The sequence below is a fragment of the Bacillus sp. JJ1562 genome (genome assembly GCF_036962705.1).
Taxonomy (GTDB): Bacteria; Bacillota; Bacilli; order Bacillales; family Bacillaceae_L; genus Ferdinandcohnia.
In genome coordinates this window covers 33,999-53,093 of record NZ_JBALOQ010000018.1, presented here as the reverse complement: position 1 = coordinate 53,093, position 19,095 = coordinate 33,999, and the positions used below count along the sequence as shown (strand labels likewise).

The 19,095-nt window shown below is 37.1% G+C and carries 24 protein-coding genes, 1 pseudogene and 1 riboswitch; of the genes and pseudogenes, 21 read left to right on the top strand and 4 right to left on the bottom strand.

Annotation, left to right across the window (positions count from 1 at the left end):
- Positions 1 to 110: 110 nt before the first annotated feature.
- The 11 genes from spoIIAA to lysA all read left to right on the top strand — a co-directional run bounded on the left by spoIIAA (position 111) and on the right by lysA (position 8,611).
- The gene (gene spoIIAA / locus V7097_RS12205) at positions 111 to 461 is read left to right on the top strand and encodes an anti-sigma F factor antagonist (protein WP_335703897.1); all 351 of its coding nucleotides are present in this window, start codon (positions 111 to 113) and stop codon (positions 459 to 461) included.
- Positions 461 to 901: an anti-sigma F factor gene (gene spoIIAB / locus V7097_RS12200; protein ID WP_335703896.1), complete on the top strand. Its 441-nt coding sequence runs from the start codon at positions 461 to 463 to the stop codon at positions 899 to 901. Before spoIIAA ends, spoIIAB begins: the two co-directional genes overlap by 1 nt.
- Before the next feature lie 12 nt (positions 902 to 913).
- Positions 914 to 1,672, top strand: a complete 759-nt coding sequence (sigF, locus tag V7097_RS12195) for an RNA polymerase sporulation sigma factor SigF (RefSeq protein WP_335703895.1) — start codon at positions 914 to 916, stop codon at positions 1,670 to 1,672.
- A 124-nt stretch (positions 1,673 to 1,796) separates the two neighbouring features.
- Positions 1,797 to 2,417: a stage V sporulation protein AA gene (locus V7097_RS12190; protein WP_335703894.1), complete on the top strand. Its 621-nt coding sequence runs from the start codon at positions 1,797 to 1,799 to the stop codon at positions 2,415 to 2,417.
- Positions 2,407 to 2,826 carry a stage V sporulation protein AB gene (locus tag V7097_RS12185; RefSeq protein WP_335703893.1) on the top strand — a complete coding sequence of 140 codons (420 nt, stop codon included), beginning with the start codon at positions 2,407 to 2,409 and terminating at the stop codon, positions 2,824 to 2,826. The genes V7097_RS12190 and V7097_RS12185 overlap by 11 nt, the downstream gene beginning before the upstream one ends.
- Before the next feature lie 219 nt (positions 2,827 to 3,045).
- Entirely contained in the window at positions 3,046 to 3,489 is a 444-nt protein-coding gene (gene spoVAC / locus V7097_RS12180; RefSeq protein WP_335703998.1) for a stage V sporulation protein AC, read from the top strand.
- Between the two features lie 22 nt (positions 3,490 to 3,511).
- Positions 3,512 to 4,516, top strand: a complete 1,005-nt coding sequence (gene spoVAD, locus V7097_RS12175) for a stage V sporulation protein AD (protein WP_335703892.1) — start codon at positions 3,512 to 3,514, stop codon at positions 4,514 to 4,516.
- 201 nt (positions 4,517 to 4,717) lie between these two features.
- Positions 4,718 to 5,068 (top strand): stage V sporulation protein AE, encoded by a 351-nt coding sequence (gene spoVAE, locus V7097_RS12170; RefSeq protein ID WP_335703891.1) that lies wholly within the window; start codon positions 4,718 to 4,720, stop codon positions 5,066 to 5,068.
- Between the two features lie 5 nt (positions 5,069 to 5,073).
- The gene (locus V7097_RS12165) at positions 5,074 to 5,676 is read left to right on the top strand and encodes a stage V sporulation protein AE (RefSeq protein ID WP_335703890.1); all 603 of its coding nucleotides are present in this window, start codon (positions 5,074 to 5,076) and stop codon (positions 5,674 to 5,676) included.
- On the top strand, positions 5,657 to 7,108 hold the full coding sequence (locus V7097_RS12160; RefSeq protein WP_335703997.1) for a spore germination protein: 1,452 nt from the start codon (positions 5,657 to 5,659) through the stop codon (positions 7,106 to 7,108). The genes V7097_RS12165 and V7097_RS12160 overlap by 20 nt, the downstream gene beginning before the upstream one ends.
- 183 nt (positions 7,109 to 7,291) lie before the next feature.
- A complete protein-coding gene (gene lysA, locus V7097_RS12155; protein WP_335703889.1) occupies positions 7,292 to 8,611 on the top strand; it encodes a diaminopimelate decarboxylase in 1,320 nt (439 codons plus the stop codon).
- A gap of 72 nt (positions 8,612 to 8,683) precedes the next feature.
- Here the strand turns inward: lysA and V7097_RS12150 are convergent, their stop codons facing one another.
- Positions 8,684 to 9,553 (bottom strand): DUF1002 domain-containing protein, encoded by an 870-nt coding sequence (locus V7097_RS12150; RefSeq protein WP_335703888.1) that lies wholly within the window; start codon positions 9,551 to 9,553, stop codon positions 8,684 to 8,686.
- A 194-nt stretch (positions 9,554 to 9,747) separates the two neighbouring features.
- Between V7097_RS12150 and V7097_RS12145 the strand changes: the two genes are divergently transcribed.
- The 6 genes and pseudogenes from V7097_RS12145 to V7097_RS12120 all read left to right on the top strand — a co-directional run bounded on the left by V7097_RS12145 (position 9,748) and on the right by V7097_RS12120 (position 14,306).
- Positions 9,748 to 10,182, top strand: coding sequence for a peptidylprolyl isomerase (locus V7097_RS12145; protein ID WP_335703887.1), 435 nt, complete (start codon positions 9,748 to 9,750; stop codon positions 10,180 to 10,182).
- Positions 10,183 to 10,453: 271 nt separating this feature from the next.
- Positions 10,454 to 10,643, top strand: a riboswitch (FMN riboswitch).
- A 183-nt stretch (positions 10,644 to 10,826) separates the two neighbouring features.
- Complete coding sequence (gene ribD, locus V7097_RS12140) at positions 10,827 to 11,918, top strand: bifunctional diaminohydroxyphosphoribosylaminopyrimidine deaminase/5-amino-6-(5-phosphoribosylamino)uracil reductase RibD (RefSeq protein WP_335703886.1); 1,092 nt, start codon at positions 10,827 to 10,829, stop codon at positions 11,916 to 11,918.
- Between the two features lie 9 nt (positions 11,919 to 11,927).
- On the top strand, positions 11,928 to 12,584 hold the full coding sequence (gene ribE, locus V7097_RS12135; protein ID WP_335703885.1) for a riboflavin synthase: 657 nt from the start codon (positions 11,928 to 11,930) through the stop codon (positions 12,582 to 12,584).
- A gap of 14 nt (positions 12,585 to 12,598) precedes the next feature.
- A pseudogene (gene ribB, locus V7097_RS12130) lies at positions 12,599 to 13,207 on the top strand (3,4-dihydroxy-2-butanone-4-phosphate synthase); the annotation flags it as partial.
- A 75-nt stretch (positions 13,208 to 13,282) separates the two neighbouring features.
- Positions 13,283 to 13,750: a 6,7-dimethyl-8-ribityllumazine synthase gene (ribH, locus tag V7097_RS12125; protein WP_335703884.1), complete on the top strand. Its 468-nt coding sequence runs from the start codon at positions 13,283 to 13,285 to the stop codon at positions 13,748 to 13,750.
- A 178-nt stretch (positions 13,751 to 13,928) separates the two neighbouring features.
- A complete protein-coding gene (locus V7097_RS12120) occupies positions 13,929 to 14,306 on the top strand; it encodes a GNAT family N-acetyltransferase (RefSeq protein WP_335703883.1) in 378 nt (125 codons plus the stop codon).
- An 11-nt stretch (positions 14,307 to 14,317) separates the two neighbouring features.
- Here the strand turns inward: V7097_RS12120 and V7097_RS12115 are convergent, their stop codons facing one another.
- A complete protein-coding gene (locus tag V7097_RS12115) occupies positions 14,318 to 14,848 on the bottom strand; it encodes a DUF309 domain-containing protein (RefSeq protein ID WP_335703882.1) in 531 nt (176 codons plus the stop codon).
- A 122-nt stretch (positions 14,849 to 14,970) separates the two neighbouring features.
- Entirely contained in the window at positions 14,971 to 15,063 is a 93-nt protein-coding gene (locus tag V7097_RS12110; protein WP_335703881.1) for a YjcZ family sporulation protein, read from the bottom strand.
- A 217-nt stretch (positions 15,064 to 15,280) separates the two neighbouring features.
- Between V7097_RS12110 and V7097_RS12105 the strand changes: the two genes are divergently transcribed.
- From V7097_RS12105 to V7097_RS12095, 3 genes are all read left to right on the top strand, one after another.
- Positions 15,281 to 16,042 carry a segregation/condensation protein A gene (locus tag V7097_RS12105; RefSeq protein WP_438824232.1) on the top strand — a complete coding sequence of 254 codons (762 nt, stop codon included), beginning with the start codon at positions 15,281 to 15,283 and terminating at the stop codon, positions 16,040 to 16,042.
- A gap of 2 nt (positions 16,043 to 16,044) precedes the next feature.
- A complete protein-coding gene (scpB, locus tag V7097_RS12100; RefSeq protein WP_335703879.1) occupies positions 16,045 to 16,635 on the top strand; it encodes an SMC-Scp complex subunit ScpB in 591 nt (196 codons plus the stop codon).
- A 74-nt stretch (positions 16,636 to 16,709) separates the two neighbouring features.
- Complete coding sequence (locus tag V7097_RS12095; RefSeq protein ID WP_335703878.1) at positions 16,710 to 17,126, top strand: hypothetical protein; 417 nt, start codon at positions 16,710 to 16,712, stop codon at positions 17,124 to 17,126.
- Positions 17,127 to 17,174: 48 nt separating this feature from the next.
- Here V7097_RS12095 and V7097_RS12090 read toward each other — a convergent pair whose 3' ends face one another.
- Positions 17,175 to 17,987, bottom strand: a complete 813-nt coding sequence (locus V7097_RS12090; RefSeq protein ID WP_335703877.1) for a DUF2935 domain-containing protein — start codon at positions 17,985 to 17,987, stop codon at positions 17,175 to 17,177.
- A 210-nt stretch (positions 17,988 to 18,197) separates the two neighbouring features.
- On the opposite strand from V7097_RS12090, the gene V7097_RS12085 reads away from it, so the two are divergent.
- A complete protein-coding gene (locus V7097_RS12085) occupies positions 18,198 to 19,076 on the top strand; it encodes a superoxide dismutase (protein WP_335703876.1) in 879 nt (292 codons plus the stop codon).
- The last annotated feature ends 19 nt before the right edge of the window (positions 19,077 to 19,095 follow it).

Sequence of the window (19,095 nt, the reverse complement as noted above, 5' to 3'; positions counted from 1 at the left end):
GCACTTTTCTGTTTTTTTTGCCGAATGAACACTAGTTTTGTCATCTAGAAGGATTCTTCCGTGTTAATCTCGAAAAGACTCACTATACGATTTAAAGGAGGCATTGTAAAGTGAGTCTTGGTATTGAACTTGAGGTAAAACACAATGTATTATGTATTCGGCTTATAGGTGAGTTAGACCATCATACAGCTGATGAATTGCGATTAAAGGTAACCGATACGATTGAGAACAATCAAATTAATCACATCTTATTGAATCTTGAAAAGCTTACATTTATGGATAGCTCGGGATTAGGTGTAATTTTAGGAAGATATAAGCAAATTAAAAATCTAGGTGGAGAAATGGTTGTTTGTTCCATTTCCACGCAGGTCGAACGTTTATTTGAGATGTCTGGCCTTTTCAAAATCATTCGATTAGAGCGTGATGAGTCTTTTGCGCTTCAGTCATTGGGGGTGGCGTAATGAAAAACGAAATGCACCTTCAATTTTCAGCACTAAGCCAAAATGAGTCTTTTGCTCGTGTTGCTGTTGCAGCATTTATTACACAACTTGATCCAACCTTAGACGAACTAACTGAAATTAAGACAGTTGTTTCTGAGGCCGTAACAAACTCAATTATTCATGGATATGAAAGTGATCCAAATGGGCTTGTTTATATTTCATGCAAAATTGAAGACAGTACTGTGTATATCACCATAAGAGATGAAGGAATTGGAATTAATAATCTCGAAGAAGCAAGGCAGCCATTATTTACAACAAAGCCGGAGCTAGAGCGATCTGGTATGGGCTTTACAATCATGGAAAATTTCATGGATGAGTTTGAAGTGGAAACAGGTACAGCAAGCGGTACAACATTACGGCTAACAAAGCATTTATCAAAGAGTAAAGCGTTATGCAATTAAGGAGACTTGCCAATGGATGTGGAGGTCAAGAATAACAAAAGTGAAACGTATTTAAAGGACAATGAAGTTAAGAATTTAATTAAACTCAGCCAAGAAGGGCGACAGGAAGCACGTGATCTAATCGTCCAGAAGAACATGAGGTTAGTTTGGTCTGTTGTACAAAGATTTTTAAACCGAGGCTATGAACCAGATGATTTGTTTCAAATAGGCTGCATAGGACTTTTGAAGTCTGTAGATAAATTTGATTTATCATATGATGTTAAATTTTCAACTTACGCTGTACCAATGATTATCGGTGAAATTCAGCGGTTTATTCGAGATGATGGTACAGTAAAGGTGAGTCGTTCATTAAAGGAGACCGGGAACAAAATCAGGAAGGCTAAGGATGAACTGTCAAAACAATTTGGTAGAGTTCCAACAATTGTTGAGATTGCAGAGTACTTGGAAATCACTCCTGAGGATGTTGTTTTAGCTCAAGAGGCAAGTCGAGCACCTTCATCAATTCATGAAACCGTCTATGAAAATGATGGAGACCCGATTACATTGCTTGACCAAATAGCAGATAATAATGAGACAAAATGGTTTGATAAAATTGCATTAAAGGAAGCAATTCGTGAGCTGGATGAACGTGAGAGATTAATCGTTTTCCTACGTTATTACAAGGATCAAACCCAATCCGAAGTCGCGACAAGGCTAGGTATATCCCAAGTACAAGTGTCGAGGCTAGAGAAAAAAATATTACAACAAATGAAAGACCGAATGGATGTTTGATCCATTCGGTTTTTTCGTTTATCTGGCCGTGGTAATTATTGGAGTTTGCGGTCAAATCGCATTAGATAGATCAGATTTAACATACTACATATATAAGGAAAACAATGTGTAGGGTGTGAAAGTGATGGAAAAATCAATTTATGTTCGAATGCGCCATCGCGTACTGGTACAACCCAATGCAACTGTGAAAATTGGAGAAATCGTACAAATAAGTGCAGAAAAAAATATCGCCCAGGAGATTAAAAAGATCGTAATTCATCAAGTAAGCAAAAAAGATAATAATATTATTGTCATTGATGTAATGAAGGTCATTGACCAAATCAGGAGACGATTTCCTCATGTTGATATTCAAACGGTAGGTCCAGCACAAACCATCATTGAAGTGGCTATTAAGAAAAAACGGTTTGCACCTGCATTATTTGTAGCCGTTTGGTGTTTATTATTTATAGGAGCAGCTCTTACCATGATGAATTTCCATGAAGACGTATCAATGAGAGAGGTTCATCTTCGCATTTATACCATGATTACAGGTGAAGTGGTTCCAAAACCATTGCTTTTTCAAATTCCATATTCAATAGGTTTAGGGTTAGGGATGATTTTATTTTTTAATCATTTTTTTCGCAAACGACTTAACGAAGAACCAAGTCCACTTGAGGTTGAAATGTTTAACTACCAACAGGATTTAGATAATTACTTAATTATTGCAGAAAATAAAGAAAGCATGAAACACATCGATGACAATTAAAATCCTTCTAGTTATTTTTATTGGATTAGGAAGTGGACTTGCAGTTGGAGGCGGTTTTGTCGCATTCTTAGCCGTCTTAGGCATTATCCCTCGGCTTACACAGTTAACAAAAACGATGAAATTCATTCGACATTATGAGTGGGGTGTTGTACTCGGTGCTGTATTTGGTGGCTGGTTTACTCTAAATGATCACATTTTTTACCTTTGGGATATTTTGGTCCTACCCGTTGGGTTAGCAAGTGGAATATTCGTTGGAATGCTGGCAGCAGCGCTGACAGAGGTACTGAATGTTTTTCCAATCTTAGCAAAACGAATTGGAATCGATAGTAAAATCGTTATTTTAGTTATGGCGATTGTGTTCGGAAAAATCGCAGGGTCTTTATTTCAATGGATGTACTATGTGAAATGATTTAACAAGTAAAAGCCTCCGGGGGATGCCACGATTTTTCAAGTGAATTTTTCAATCAGTATGATCAAAGACTAAGTACGCCACTTTATGTGGCAACGTCTTTATGACCCACTTCCTGTGGGCCAAAATTCGGGCACAAATACGGCAAGGTGCATTTGATTAAATTGCTTTACATTTTCGCATTCGAGGAGTGAACATGAAGTGGCTACTAAAAAAAAGATGAAAGATGATTATAAAAACAGCGTTAAAAAGTATCAGCCTAAACCAAAGTACTTCTTAAATTGTGTTAAGGCATTTCTGGTTGGAGGAGCTATCTGCTTAATCGGTCAAGGAATACAAAATTTCTATATGACAGTATTTAATTTCTCGGAAAAAGATGCGGGAAATCCAACTGTTGCAACTCTTATTTTAATATCTGCCTTGTTAACCGGGTTTGGCCTATATGATAAGCTTGGGCAATTTGCGGGTGCGGGATCTGCGGTACCTGTAACAGGATTCGCAAATTCGATGACAAGTGCCGCAATGGAGTATAAGAGCGAAGGTATTGTACTAGGAATCGCTACGAATATGTTTAAGCTTGCAGGCAGTGTTATCGTTTTCGGAGCAGTTTCTGCGTATATTGTCGGGATTATTCGTTATTTCTTTAATCTCACAATTTCTTGATTGATGGGAAGGGTGGACCAATATGAGGTTAGTTGGAAAACAAACATGGGTATTTGAAAATCAAATCTTTTTAAATTCAACAGGGACAGCTGTGGGACCAAAAGAAAGTCTTGGTCCTTTAGGTTCTAGTTTTGATATAAAATATGATGAATTGCATTGTGGTGAAGATTCCTGGGAATCTGCTGAAAGAAGGCTAATGGTAGATTCCATTGATTCTTGTCTCCAAAAGGTAAACTTGTCAAATGATGACGTCGATTTTTTTTTAGCTGGCGATTTATTAAATCAAAATGTAACGACAAATTATGCGGCTAGACATCATCAAATTCCACTAATTTGTATGTTCGGTGCTTGTTCGACTTCAATGGAGTCACTTGCTGTTGGTTCAGCGCTTGTTGATGGTGGATTTGCAAACAGAATCCTTGCATCGACGAGTAGTCATAATGCAACGGCAGAAAGACAATTCCGTTATCCAACTGAATATGGCGGACAAAAGCCTGATACGGCAACGTTTACTGCTACAGGTGGTGGTACAGCATTGGTGAGTAAAGAGAAGGGACCGATTCGGATTACTTCAGCAACGATAGGAAAAGTAGTCGATTTAGGAATGACAAATCCTTTTGATCTTGGTTCAGCGATGGCACCAGCAGCAGCGGATACCATTACCCGACATTTTCAGGATTTAAATATCAATCAAGATGAATATGACTTGATTGCGACTGGCGACCTCTCCGGTGTAGGAAGTCCGATTCTAAAGGAAATGGTAAAAGAAGAGGGCTATGATTTGGGCAACAAACATAATGACTGTGGATTAATGCTATATCATTCAGACCAAGAGGTGTTTGCAGGTGGAAGTGGCTGTGCTTGTTCAGCAATTGTTACGTATGGTCATATTGTAAAAGAACTCATTAGTGGCAATTTAAACAAGGTTTTTATTGTTGCAACAGGTGCACTTCTTAGCCCAACAATGATTCAGCAAAAGGAAACCATTCCTACAATCGCACATGGAGTGGTGTTGGAACGCGTTTAATTTTATTCAGCAGAAATTCTACTTTATATAAGCAGTAGTATGAATGCATCAACAGTATACATTTCAGTTAGGGCTAAAACCCTGCTGAATAAATTAAGCCTCCGGCGGATGCCTCGATTTTTAAAAGGAAAATTTTCGAGCAAGTTCGAAAAAAATCGGGCGCAAATACGGCAAGGCGTATTTGATGGTGGTGAGTAGGGAATGGAATATTTATATGCTTTTTTAGTCGGTGGAGCAATTTGTGTAATAGGACAGCTTTTACTTGATTTTGCGAAATTCACTCCTGCACATGTGATGAGTGTTTTTGTCGTAGCAGGAACAATTTTAGATGGATTTAATCTTTACGACAATTTAATCAGATTTGCAGGTGCTGGTGCGACTGTTCCCATCACAAGCTTTGGTCATTCACTTTTACATGGCGCAATGCAAAGTGCAGAGGAACATGGATTTATTGGAATCGCAATGGGGATATTTGAATTGACTTCTGCTGGCATATCCTCGGCAGTATTGTTTTCTTTCTTAGTTGCACTGATTTTCAGAGCGAAAGGATAGAATCTATGGATGAAACTAGAAGAAAAGTGATTCTAGTAACAGATGGCGATGAATATGCACAAAAGACATTAGAATATATTGCAAAAGAAGTGGGGGGACGATGTATTTCCAAATCACAAGGAAACCCTACAACTTTATCGGGCAAAGAAATAGTGAAATACATTCTAGATACCCCTCATGACCCTGTTTTTGTAATGTTTGATGATAGTGGCTTATTGGGTGAAGGAATGGGTGAACATGCATTAATGTATGTCGCAAATCATCCTAAAATTGAAGTGTTGGGTGTTATTGCGGTTGCATCGAAAACCCATCAATCAGAATGGACAAAGGTTGACATCAGTATTGACAGAGACTTAAATCTTACGAAATACGGCGTTGACAAAAGCGGGATTACTGAGTATGACATTGGCCGAATTAACGGGGATACGGTGTATTGTTTAGATAAACTGGATGTTCCAATTATCATAGGTATTGGAGATATTGGAAAAATGGCACGTAAAGATGATCTTAAACTTGGTGCACCTGTAACAAGAAAAGCAGTAGAATTAATACTTGAAAGGAGTGGTTACGATCGGACAAGAAAAGAAGATGACTCCAATCTCTCCTGAAATAGTCGATAATGATAAATATTTTGAATCACGTATAGGTTTAGGAACTACAAATTTTGATATCGGTGTTAGAAAGATTAAGATTTTAAATAAAGAAGTTCATCTATATTTTTTAAATGGATTGTGTGATACGGCAATTATTGTTCAAATTTTAGAGGAATTAGTAAATATCAATGATAAAGAAAAGAACTCCTCCCAGGCCTTCGAAATCATTGAGAATCGCCTTGTCCATCAACAAGTGAGTACCATCAAGAATTTAGACGAAGCTGTTGATACTATCCTTTCAGGGCTTATCCTCTTTTTAGTTGATGGGGAGGATTCCGGATTAGCCATTGATGTACGAAGTTATCCAGGTAGAACACCTCAAGAGCCTGATACCGAAAAAGTAATCAGGGGTGCTCGAGACGGATATGTTGAAAACATTATTGTGAATTGTGCATTAACGAGGAGAAGGATTCGTGATGAAAGGCTCCGAAATGAGATTTTGCAGGTTGGTGAGAGATCAAAGACAGATATTTGTGTCTCGTATATTCAGGATGTGGCAGACCCAGATTTAGTTGAGATAATTAAAAAAGAACTTAGCAAGATTGATGTTGATGGCCTAACAATGGCGGATAAAACAATTGAGGAATTTATCGTTCATCAAGGTTTTAATCCATATCCATTGGTAAGATATACAGAGCGTCCAGATGTGGCAGCAACCCATTTACTTGAAGGGCATGTAGTCATAATGGTTGATACTTCACCAAGTGTAATTATCACTCCTACAACGATGTTCCATCATGTACAACATGCTGAAGAATATCGTCAAGCTCCAGCAGTCGGAACCTTACTGAGGTGGACAAGATTTATCGGAATAATCGCATCCATTTATCTTTTGCCACTATGGTTTTTATTAGTATTAGAGCCGGATATGATTCCAAAAGCAATTGATTATATTGGTCCTAACGAAAAATCAAATATCCCGGTAGTTGTTCAAATATTCCTTGCTGACATGGGAATTGAGTTTTTAAGGATGGCTGCGATACATACGCCAACACCATTATCAACTGCAATGGGTTTAATTGCAGCAGCATTAATTGGTCAAATTGCAATTGATGTTGGATTGTTTGTTCCGGAGGTCATTCTATATGTAGCGATTGCTGCAATTGGGACATTTGCAACACCAAGCTACGAATTAAGTGCTGCAAACCGGTTTGCAAGATTGTTCTTATTGATACTTGTTGCCATTTTTAAGGTACCAGGATTTATTATTGGCTGTACCTTATATTTCTTATTTTTAGCAAATATCCGTTCTTTGAATACACCATATTTATGGCCATTTTTGCCTTTTAATGCAAAAGCTTTAATGCAAATTATCATTCGAACTTCGGTTCCCGGGGCAAAGTTAAGACCAAGTATCGTACACCCTCAAAAACCTTTCAAACAATAGTTGCACCATATAATACGTTGTGTTAATCTATTTTTCATAGCACAGCGTTAAAGATATTATGACAGCTGATGACTATAAGTGATTAGCTGTCTTTTTTTATTAAATAAGATGAGATAAGCATGAAATCGTGCTTTTTCATAGTAGGCTCTGATGAGTACTCTTTCAAGGAATGAGGGGAATTCGATGTTTTTGCATGGAACAAGCAAAGTAAATGAAAAAAACCACTTAGAAATTGGTGGGGTAGATGCAGTAGAATTAGCAAAACAATACGGCACACCTTTATATGTGTATGATGTTGCACTTATCAGAGAGCGTGCTAGAAGCTTTCGTGAAACCTTTCAACGATTAAATATTCCTGCACAGGTTGCATACGCAAGTAAAGCCTTTTCAACGATCGCAATGCTTCAACTTGCACATGAGGAAGGGTTATCACTAGATGTAGTTTCTGGTGGGGAATTATATACTGCACTACAAGCAGGTTTTCCAGTGGAACGAATTCACTTCCATGGTAATAATAAAAGCTATGAAGAACTAGACATGGCAGTTAAAAATAAGATTGGCTGTCTTGTTGTTGATAATTTTTATGAGCTTTCATTGTTAGAGCAGGTTTGTATAGAGAATAAGTCAACGGTGAAAATTTTATTACGGGTAACACCAGGAGTTGAAGCGCATACTCATGATTATATTACAACTGGTCAAGAAGACTCTAAGTTTGGATTTGGACTCGATAACGGACAGGCAGACCAAGCAGTCGAGCAGGCACTTCATTCAGAATACTTAGAGTTATTAGGGATTCATTCTCATATTGGTTCGCAAATTTTTGAAACAACAGGATTTTTAGTAGCTACTGGTAAAATGTTTGCAAAACTTAAAGACTGGAAGGACCGCTTGGAGTTTACACCTACGGTTTTAAATCTTGGTGGTGGATTTGGAATTCGCTACACAGAAGAAGATAAACCACTTCCAGCGTCAAAGTATGTTGAAGCAATAATCGGGGAAGTAAAAAAGCATGCTGATGATCTTTCGATTGAAATTCCAGAAATTTGGATTGAGCCAGGTCGATCAATTGTAGGGGATGCAGGAACAACGATCTATTCAGTCGGTTCTCGAAAAGAAGTACCTAATATTCGTCAATATCTGGCAGTTGATGGGGGCATGACAGACAATATTAGACCTGCCCTTTACCAAGCAAAATATGAGGCGGTTTTAGCAAATCGAGTTAAGGATCCTGTTGAAGAGACAGTTTCAATTGCCGGTAAATGCTGCGAATCCGGCGATATGCTTATTTGGGATATACCATTACCAAAAGCAAATTCAGATGATGTTTTAGCTGTTTTCTGTACAGGTGCGTACGGATACGCTATGGCTAATAATTATAACCGCATTCCAAGACCTGCAGTTGTATTTGTAGAGAATGGTGAGGCGCAGCTTGTCGTCCAACGTGAAAGCTATGAAGATCTAGTTAGATTAGATATTCCATTAAAATTGGAAGTAGTAGAATAATAAGAAAAGCGCATGGAGCTAGACATCGAAAAAAGAAACCCACGAAAAATTCGTGGGTTTTCATTATTGTCATTATTTGAAAAAATTCTTAATTGCGTCAATTAGGTTAATAAAAAATTCTTTTACCTTATCTAAGAAGCTTTGCCCTTCTTCAGATTCAAGAAAGTTTGTTAGTTTATCCTTTGCTAAATTTAATTGTTCTCCAACCTGATTCCAGTCGATATTAAGTTCCATTAATTTATTAAAAAGTTCCATTAGTCGATTTATGTCAGCTTCTGTTAACGTAATACCCAAATCATTCGCAGCATTTACAATAATGGTACGAAGTTCTTCATCGTTTTTCGGTGCGTTTTTAGCTATTTCATCCTTAATTTTTGCCATTAAGGCAGCAGCATCTTCTGCACCAAATTTTTCACTTAATTTTGTGGTTTCCACCATTTCTTCATTAGCAATCTGCTTAACTTCCTCAGGAATTACCTTGTCTGAAGAAACCTCGTAAGCTTTAATAATTCCAGTTAATGCTGCTGTTCCAGAAACATCAAAAGGTCCAGTTACATAGATTTTTGCGTCTTTCACACCAGCTGTAATTAATGCATTAGCATACATTTCCTCTGTAATTAAAGTGATATGTTTTGAAATTGTTACATCTAACCCCGATCCTTCTTCCTCAATGGTGATAGAAGCTGAAGATAGGGCTTTGTTCCCGATTCTTGCCTTTGGAATATAATTTCCAAGGTACTGATGTTCTTCAGCGTTAGTGACAACGACAAGCTGTGGGTTCTCCGGTGCGTTCATTTCTTTTAAGATTGCTTCCTTTTGTGTTTCGGTTAAGTCTTCACCAAGTGTAATAATCACATCTCCGGGTGCAGCGTCTGCGAAGCTAAGTGATGGAAAAATGAGTGAAAACACAAGTAAAAATGAGAGTATATGTTTATATCTCAAACTAGTTTCCTCCTTTTATTTTTTTATGCAAGGTTATCCCATCGTACATATTATATATTATTCTTCACCAAAAATATCTTTTTGACGTGTATTTAGGAAAAACGCCCCCTTTCACATTGGATTATTCCAACCATTTATAGTAAAATGAACTCGTTCAATACATATGGACGAAAGATTAGGAGCGGAGGTTTCAAATGAAAAAAGCTAGCATTGAATTTGAAAATGGAGAAAAAATTGTAATTGAATTATATCCAAATGAAGCACCTGGAACTGTAGAGAATTTTGAAAAGCTTGCGAATGAAGGTTTTTATAATGGTCTAACATTCCACCGTGTAATTCCTGGCTTTGTCGCACAAGGTGGTTGCCCACGTGGAAATGGAACTGGTGGACCTGGGTATACAATAAAATGTGAAACAGAAGGAAATCCACATAAACATGTACCAGGAGCATTATCTATGGCACACGCTGGAAAAGACACCGGTGGAAGCCAATTTTTCATCGTACATGAGTCACAGCCTCATTTAGATGGTGTACACACAGTATTCGGACAAGTAATTGAGGGATTGGAGTCTGTGTACCGAATTAAACAGGGCGATGTCATGAAAGAAGTTAAAGTTTGGGAAGAGTAAGATGCGAGGCACAACAGGTCATTCTTGTTGTGTCTTTTTCTTTGTCTTATAATGATTATTGAGGTGAAACTAAATGGGTAAAGGTAGATGGACGGTATTATTTGTTCTGCTTTTAATTTCGATTGCATGGGGAGTTATTTTTTGGCTGTTTATAGCTTAATTAATCATCCATATGAATACTAAAATACATAATCTGTATCGTAAAGTATTAAATTCGACAAAATAAGAATACTTTATGTTATACTGTTTTACATCGCTAAAAGAATTAAATATTTTCCTTCGGGGGTAGGTGAAATTCCTTACCGACGGTGATGAACAAGTTGTTCTAAGCCCGTGACCCATTTTAATGTTAACATTTTTATTATGTTAATAGGCATTATGCCATGAGAATTCATTTGAAATGGTGGACTTTGGTGAGAATCCAAGGCCGACAGTTAGAGTCTGGATGGGAGAAGGATGTTAGTACGGTATGTGAAAAAAATTTGTCCATAATACCTTTATTTGTGTTGGGCAAAATACATATTCTGCTGCTTAAATGACATCGACCAAGACCCCGGATTGTTTTCCGAGGTCTTTTTGTTTTGGCAAATAAAGATAGAACCCCCGTAAATAGTACATGATAAATAGAAAGGTGTGTAGATAAGATGAGAGATCAAGATTATATGAATTTAGCGATAAATGTTGCAAAGGCAGGTAAAGGTCAAACCACTCCCAATCCTGTCGTAGGTGCAGTCATTGTCAATGAAGGACGTGTTGTAGGAATCGGAGCACATCTTAAAGCCGGAGAACCTCATGCAGAGGTGCATGCAATAAGAATGGCTGGTGAAAAGGCACAAAATGCAACCGCGTATGTAACTTTAGAACCGTGTAGTCACCATGGAAAAACTCCTCCATGTGCTGACCTTTTAGTGAATAGTAATGTGAAAAGGGTTGTTATTGCAACGACTGATCCAAATCCACTCGTTGCTGGAAAAGGCATCGCCAAATTAAAAGCAGCCGGAATCGAAGTTGAGGTCGGGGTATGCAAGGAACAAGCAGATGCTTTAAACGCAGTTTTTTATCATTTCTTAGATAAAAAAATTCCTTATGTAACTTTGAAATCTGCCACTACTCTTGACGGGAAAACAGCAACAGTAACTGGTGAAAGTAAATGGATAACCGGTGAGGCTGCTCGAAATGATGTTCATTTATATAGAAGTATCCATGATGCGATTCTTGTAGGGGTAAATACAGTGCTTGTAGATAATCCAAGTTTAACAACAAGGCTTCCAAATGGGACAGGCAAAAATCCGATTCGAATCATCTTGGATTCAACCCTAAGAACCCCCCTTGATGCACAAGTAGTCAATGACGGCGAGGCAGAGACTTGGATTATTGTATCCAATCGGGTAAATGAGGAGAAAATGAACGAATTTTCAGGTAAAAATGGTGTTAGAATTATCAAAATGCAAGAGTCTGAATTATCAATTAACACCTTGCTTACACGTCTAGGTGAAGAAGGCATTTCCTCCATTTATGTTGAAGGTGGAGCAGAAGTGAATGGCAGCTTTTTAAAGGAAAAGGCAATTAACCAAGTCATCGTCTACCTTGCACCAAAGTTAGTAGGTGGAAAGCTAGCACCTACGTCAATTGGTGGTACTGGAATCGAAGCTATCGATGATGCATTACAATTAACAATTAAATCTGTGGAACAGCTCGGAGAAGATGTAAAAATCGTAGCCGAACCGAGAGTGTAGGTGAAAAAAATGTTTACAGGGATTGTTGAAGAAATCGGGAAAGTAAAAGCAATAAACGGATCACAGGATTCGATTGAAATGGTGATTCAGGCTAAAAGAATTCTCGAGGATGTGAACTTAGGTGATAGTATTTCGGTCAATGGAGTTTGTTTAACTGTGACGGAATTCACATCTGATGGTTTCAATGTTGATGTGATGCCAGAAACGGTTAAATCAACGTCATTACGCGAATTAAAACGTAATCACGCTGTCAATCTAGAAAGAGCCATGGCTGCTGGAGGCCGCTTTGGAGGGCATATTGTTTCAGGTCATGTAGATGGTATCGGAAAAATTGTTCGAAAAGAACCAAAAGGAAATGCCGTGTATTATGAAATTGAAGTTCCAGAAGAACTTGTTCAGTTTATGATTTACAAAGGATCGGTTGCGGTGGACGGGACAAGCTTAACTATTTTCGGACTTACGGAAAATACGTTTACTCTCTCTTTGATCCCTCATACGTTATCAGAAACGATTTTACATAGAAAGGGTGTAGGTGACATTGTAAACATCGAATGTGACATGTTTGGGAAGTATGTAAGCTCATTTCTGCAACGATCTTTAGTAAACGAAAAATCAACTAAATCCAAGATTACCACAAGCTTTTTAGAAGAACACGGCTTTAAATAAAAGGGGGGACAACAATGTTTGATCCAATTGAAGATGCACTTTCCGATCTAAAACAAGGAAAAGTAATCATTGTTTGTGATGATGAAGATCGTGAAAATGAAGGAGATTTTATTGCACTTGCCGATAAAGCAACTCCAGAGGTCATTAATTTTATGATCACACATGGACGTGGACTCGTATGTACTCCTATTACAAAAGAGTTGGCCAGTAAATTAAATCTAGACCCGATGGTTACGCATAATACGGACCCGCATGGAACTGCTTTTACAGTAAGTATTGATCATAAAACTACTACAACAGGTATAAGTGCAATTGAACGTTCAACAACAATATTGGAACTACTCAACCCAGATTCAAAAGCATCAGACTTCAAAAGACCTGGTCACGTTTTTCCTTTAATTGCAAAGGAAGGTGGAGTACTCCATAGGGCTGGTCATACAGAGGCAGCTGTCGATTTAGCGGCCCTTTGTGGCTCAGATCCAGCTGGGGTAATCTGTGAAATTGTGAAAGAAGACGGAACCATGGCGAGAGTTCATGATTTGCGAAAGATTGCAGATGAATTTAAGCTAAAAATGATTACGATAAAAGAATTAATTCGTTATCGTAACCAAAATGAACAGCTACGAACTGGAAATGAATAGGTAATTTATACAATTTTAAAAAAATAGCACAATAACTAATAACACCGGAGGTTAATGATGAATAAAATTTATGAAGGACACTTAGTTGGCACAGGTTTAAAAGTAGGGATTGTAGTTGCACGTTTTAATGAATTTATAACAGCAAAGTTATTAACAGGGGCACTTGATGGACTTAAGAGACATGGGGTTGCAGATGAGGATGTAGAAATTGCTTGGGTTCCAGGTGCCTTTGAAATTCCTTTAATAGCTAAAAAAATGGCTGAATCAAGCAAATATGACGCTGTAATTGCGTTAGGGACCGTCATTAGAGGCTCTACTTCCCACTATGATTTTGTATGTAACGAAGTAGCGAAAGGATTGGCTTCAACTTCATTAGCTACTGGAAAACCTGTCATGTTTGGTGTTTTAACAACTGATTCAATTGAACAAGCAATCGAAAGAGCGGGAACAAAAGCAGGAAATAAAGGATGGGATTCGGCTGTATCTGCTATTGAAATGGCGAATCTAGCCCGTTCCTTTGAATAATTAACGAGAGTTTGTATAGATATAGAAGGTTTTGGATATAATTTAAATTTAAGGGTATTCCAAAAAGACTATGGAAAAATAGCTTGGATAATGGTAATCTTAATAAATGTATTAAGGTTAGTCCAAAAGTAATAATGGTTATACTATTTGGAAAGTTTTTCGATAATGAGGGATTTATATGTTAATTCGTTATAAAAAGAATTATGAGAAAATCGCAATGGGGCTTCTTTCATTTATGCCGACCGAAAAGGATCTAAAGAACCTGCAAGCAACTATGAAACAATATGAAGAAGATGATACAAAGCAGCTATTCTTATGGAAAGAAGAAGATATTGTAGGAATTATCGGAACAACAATCCATGACGGGGATCTTGTAGAAATTCAACATATCTGTGTGAATCCATCCCATCGGTACCAAGGCATTGGTAAAACGATGGTGAAGGCACTAAAAGAGCATTTTCCAGATGGTCAATTACGACCAAATGAATATACCGCAGGTTTTTTTGAGAAATGTGATTTCTCAGAGGATGAGAAATGTGAAGAAGGACAGTCATAAGACTGTCCTTTTTAGTTCTTGTTTCGCATCTTCTGTTTTAGTAACAATTGTTTATGCCGTTCGACAATGACATCGCTTCTGTCCCGCAATGAATGTTTATGAATTAATTCCTTATTTGTTAAATCGCTTGCTTTTCCCCATGATTTCCCGGATAGAGAAGCCTGAGAAATGCAGGTGGCAAGTAGATTTTTATCTGCTAAAGGTAAACTTATACTTTCGTATGGTGCACCATTTTCAATATCGTGAAATGTTTTTTGTAAAACTTCAACCAGATCGTCAACCTGCAAGCCTAATTGCACTAATTCGGATTTCTGGTTCTTACAAATTGTAAGTGCACTTTTCATCATTTTAAGTGCACCTGCTTTATTTCCGCGGCGGTGGTGATAAAGTGATACGGCAATCTGAATTAAACCTACCCAATATGGCTTTCTTTCAGGAATAGGATCTTCTTTCCAATGTTCTTCTAATACTTCATGGCATTCAAAATAGTCACGGTCACAGTGAAAATGAATTAAATATTTTATAAGTGCTTGTGGGTACAAATGGGATCACACATCCTTTTAACACTATGTATGTGTAGTTTAACATAATAATGTACCCAAAACATGGGAAAATAAAGTGTTCAGCAAAATGCCGAACACTTTATCGTCATTATTAGTTTTAATTAAAAACACCAAGCAGCTCCCACGATAATTAAAAGAATAAACAACACAACGATTAACGCAAATCCACCACCGAAGCCAAATCCGTCACCCATTTAAAATACCTCCTTAAAATTCTTGGTTACACAGTTATAGTATGACTATTACTACTTCTTGTGTGGGCGGGTGTCTATACGAACATCATTTTTTATAATTATTTGTGGGACAAATATCCAAAATCCAGTTATAGCTTGAATGCAAATTATGTTCTATACTAATTATTGTGTTAAAATAGAAAGAAATGAAACTGTCATGAAGGGTATTTTTGGTGAGATGAGCGTGGACTTACATTACAGCGTAAAAATTGACTCTTTTGAAGGTCCATTAGACCTTCTTTTACATTTAATCAACCGATTAGAAATTGATATTTACGACATACCAGTTGCAGAAATTACAGAACAATACTTAATATATATTCATGCAATGAAAGTTTTACAATTAGATATTGCAAGTGAATACCTTGTTATGGCCGCGACACTTTTAGCGATTAAAAGTAAAATGTTGCTTCCGAAACAAGAAGAAGTACTTATCGATGGTGACTCCGAGTTTGATTATGAAGAGGACCCGCGTGAAGAACTGATGAACCGCTTGATTGAATACCGCAAATATAAGGGTGCTGCTGAAGATCTAAAACATCTAGAAGAAGAACGTTCCCAATTGTTTACAAAGCCTCCTAGTGATTTAAGTGAATTTACGAAGGATGTCAAAATAGATTCTTCATTGGATGTCAACATATACGACATGCTTGGAGCCTTACAAAAGCTAATGCGCCGTAAAAAATTGCAGAGGCCATTATCAACAAGAATTACAAGACAAGAGATTCCTATTGAAAAAAGGATGGAAGAAATTATTAACGAATTAAAGGGGTACCGTGGAAAAAAGAAATTTACAGAGCTTTTTCCATACCATGATAAAAACCATATTGTTGTCACATTCCTTGCGCTTCTTGAATTAATGAAAAATAATGTTGTATTAATTGAACAGCGGAACAATTTTTCAGAAATTTATATATCGAGTATGGAAAGGGATTTTTAGTAATGAAATTAATAGATTGGAAAGCCATTGTCGAGGGGCTTCTTTTTGCAGCAGGAGACGAAGGTTTGACATTGAAACAAATGGCCATTGTTTTAGAAATAAGTGAGAGCACTGCTTTAGACATTATCAATGAGTTAAAGAATGACTACACAAAAGCAGGTAGAGGCATAAATCTAATAGAGGTAGCTGGAACCTATCAATTAACGACAAAAAAAGAACATGCCGTTTACCTGAAGAAACTAGTAGAATCACCTACTTCAACATCTTTATCACAGGCTGCTTTAGAAACACTTGCGATTATTGCCTATCGTCAGCCGATTACACGAGCAGAAGTCGAAGAAATTCGCGGGGTGAAGACGGAGAGACCGATTCATACCTTAACGGCAAAAGCATTAATCAAAGAGGTAGGGCGCGTTGAAGGTACTGGAAGAGCGATTTTATATGGTACAACAAAGGAGTTCTTAGAGTATTTTGGATTAAAGACTTTAAAGGAATTGCCTCCACTTCCTGAAAAAGTGGACGAAGAATATGTCCAGGAGGAAGCAGACCTCTTCTTTGAGAGATTCCAAGAAACGATAGAAGATTCAAATTAACTCACCTTAAGTATGCTATCTATGGTAATATATAGATAATCTATATGGAAAATGGTGGCTAGTGGGGTGGAACTGTGTTAATTAAACAATGTAGTGGATTTGAACTTGAAAAAACGTTAAAAAATACTTTTGAGGACTTTTTTAACCAATCCGAAGTAACATTTGTTGAGGATGGGGAGGAAAGGACATTACAAGTACTTTATTTGCGTTATTTTGATGAACAATTTACATCATTTACTCCTTTTACCGAAGACCCAGTTTTTAAAATTGATTCAAATGAGGTTTATTTTAAGGATCTTGTAGCACTCGTATGCTTGCTTAAGGACCCTAGGTATCGTCATCGTAAGCGAGTTTATCTAAATGAACAAAAACAATTTGAAGAACATTTTAAAGGAATTCAATTTGATAGACTAAAAGAAATTTTTACACATCTCCATCATAAAAATAGCTATGAAGTAAAATCACCATTAGAATTTGTCGAACAATCATAATGAAATTAAACCCCAATTGCAGAGAATATCAGCAGTTGGGGTTTTCTGTTATTCTTGCACGCGTGGCTTAGTCGGGTCACAATTTGGACGATTAATTTCTTTTGTCGATTCTGCTAATTTGATTAAATAATAGCATTCTTCTCTTGCCATATGGTCAGCCATTAGTGGAGTCAAAACTCCTAAGATCTCTTTACTTAATTCCATTTCCTCTAACTCTTCTAAGAACCCCTTAAAAATCTTCATTTCTATTTCTACATCATTGTTAAATCGAGAAAGTGCTGGGAATTCATATTGGCTTGTGCGTAAGAATCCAACCAATTCAACTGCTTTTAAATAAAAATCCTCCCATTCCTTGACGAATTTCTCGCTCTTTTGAAGTAAATTTTTTTCTACCCTATCTAGGTTCGATACAATCACACCCGCATGTCCTGCCGCATCTAATAACCAAATAAGGTGATGATGCAATGCATGCGTAGGTGGGACACTTTTACCTTCTACTAAAAAGCTAGATACACGTAGCCATTCCTCTAATTCATTGACCATATGATTAACAAAAGGAGGAGAAAGACTGATTTTTACATTTCCAATTAATTGATTTTTAAGAATATCTAATTTTAACACGCGAAGTTGTTCTGCAGCAGTTCTTCCCTCATGGATAACTGCGATAATTTGATTTGGCTGTAAAGGTTGTCTTGCCAAGTCTAATAAACGATCAAAAGTTGTAATAAACTTTTCAGTTTTCGCAATTCTTTCTTTTTCACTCAGTGCTAAGGAATCATGTATAAATCGACTATGGTCACCTAGAACCTGCATCCAAAACTGAGTTTCAAATAAGGCTTCCTCTTGAAATGAGCGATTCATTTTTTCATACCTCCTAAAATATACCTATACAAAATTAAACAATAAGCTTTACAAATTTAATAAAAATAGGCATTCGCCAAGTTTTCTACGCTATTTCTATGTGATAAAGGAAAGATTTGTGAATCATAGATTTCAATAACCTACCTAGGGAGTCACAAAAATAGGTAAAACGCATACGATAATGACGATTAAATCTGAGGGAGGATTATGATGGGAAGCCCTGAAAAGTATGTGGAAGATGTGAATAAATGGTTTTTGGAAATGAAAAAACAATTTGAGAATGTGCGGAATGAAGACCTTCAATTAGAACTTATGAATTTTTCAAATTACCTTGATGCCTTTGGGGAAAATTCAACTCCAACTAGTATGCTTGAATTACAGGCTGAGGTAGAGAATCTTTATAATTCCGGATTAAGATTTGCAGAACAATCCGAGGTAAATGAGGAATCTCAAGATATACGAAGAGTGGGAATTGGACAGCATACATTGCCACCTCTCCCATATAACTACGATGCATTAGAGCCATATATATCAAGAGAAATCATGAGACTCCATCATGATAAGCACCATAAGAGCTATGTTGACGGCTTAAACAAGGCCGAGAAAATGATGGAAAAGGCCCGTAATACAGGTGATTATGATTTATTAAAGCATTGGGAAAGAGAAGCAGCCTTCAATGGTTCGGGTCATTATTTGCATACGATTTTTTGGAATGTTATGAAGCCAAAGGGTGGAGGTATGCCAGGACGTGAATTGCTACGCCAGATTAATAGAGATTTTGGTAGCTTTGAAGCTTTTAAAAGACATTTCAGTGAAGCGGCAAACAAAGTAGAAGGTGGAGGTTGGGCAATATTGGTATGGTCACCGAGAGCTGGTCGCTTAGAAATCCTACAGGCGGAAAGTCATCAATTCATGACACAATGGGATACGATTCCGTTATTAGTCCTAGATGTTTGGGAACATGCCTATTATCTACAATATAAAAATGTACGTGCTGACTATGTGAAAAATTGGTGGAATATCGTAAATTGGAATGAAGTGGAACATCGATTTAATGAAGCATCAAAACTTCTATGGAAGCAATATTAAATCATTATTTATTCTGACC

Coding starts and splice junctions, on each gene's coding strand:
- V7097_RS12145 (WP_335703887.1), top strand. CDS start 9,748: ATGAAAAAAGCTAGCATTGAATTTGAAAATGGAGAAAAAATTGTAATT.
- V7097_RS12105 (WP_438824232.1), top strand. CDS start 15,281: ATGAGCGTGGACTTACATTACAGCGTAAAAATTGACTCTTTTGAAGGT.
- V7097_RS12185 (WP_335703893.1), top strand. CDS start 2,407: ATGACAATTAAAATCCTTCTAGTTATTTTTATTGGATTAGGAAGTGGA.
- scpB (WP_335703879.1), top strand. CDS start 16,045: ATGAAATTAATAGATTGGAAAGCCATTGTCGAGGGGCTTCTTTTTGCA.
- ribE (WP_335703885.1), top strand. CDS start 11,928: ATGTTTACAGGGATTGTTGAAGAAATCGGGAAAGTAAAAGCAATAAAC.
- ribH (WP_335703884.1), top strand. CDS start 13,283: ATGAATAAAATTTATGAAGGACACTTAGTTGGCACAGGTTTAAAAGTA.
- V7097_RS12110 (WP_335703881.1), bottom strand. CDS start 15,063: ATGGGTGACGGATTTGGCTTCGGTGGTGGATTTGCGTTAATCGTTGTG.
- ribD (WP_335703886.1), top strand. CDS start 10,827: ATGAGAGATCAAGATTATATGAATTTAGCGATAAATGTTGCAAAGGCA.
- V7097_RS12165 (WP_335703890.1), top strand. CDS start 5,074: ATGGATGAAACTAGAAGAAAAGTGATTCTAGTAACAGATGGCGATGAA.
- lysA (WP_335703889.1), top strand. CDS start 7,292: ATGTTTTTGCATGGAACAAGCAAAGTAAATGAAAAAAACCACTTAGAA.
- V7097_RS12090 (WP_335703877.1), bottom strand. CDS start 17,987: ATGAATCGCTCATTTCAAGAGGAAGCCTTATTTGAAACTCAGTTTTGG.
- V7097_RS12085 (WP_335703876.1), top strand. CDS start 18,198: ATGGGAAGCCCTGAAAAGTATGTGGAAGATGTGAATAAATGGTTTTTG.
- sigF (WP_335703895.1), top strand. CDS start 914: ATGGATGTGGAGGTCAAGAATAACAAAAGTGAAACGTATTTAAAGGAC.
- spoIIAB (WP_335703896.1), top strand. CDS start 461: ATGAAAAACGAAATGCACCTTCAATTTTCAGCACTAAGCCAAAATGAG.
- spoVAE (WP_335703891.1), top strand. CDS start 4,718: ATGGAATATTTATATGCTTTTTTAGTCGGTGGAGCAATTTGTGTAATA.
- V7097_RS12120 (WP_335703883.1), top strand. CDS start 13,929: ATGTTAATTCGTTATAAAAAGAATTATGAGAAAATCGCAATGGGGCTT.
- V7097_RS12160 (WP_335703997.1), top strand. CDS start 5,657: ATGACTCCAATCTCTCCTGAAATAGTCGATAATGATAAATATTTTGAA.
- spoVAD (WP_335703892.1), top strand. CDS start 3,512: ATGAGGTTAGTTGGAAAACAAACATGGGTATTTGAAAATCAAATCTTT.
- spoVAC (WP_335703998.1), top strand. CDS start 3,046: ATGAAAGATGATTATAAAAACAGCGTTAAAAAGTATCAGCCTAAACCA.
- V7097_RS12190 (WP_335703894.1), top strand. CDS start 1,797: ATGGAAAAATCAATTTATGTTCGAATGCGCCATCGCGTACTGGTACAA.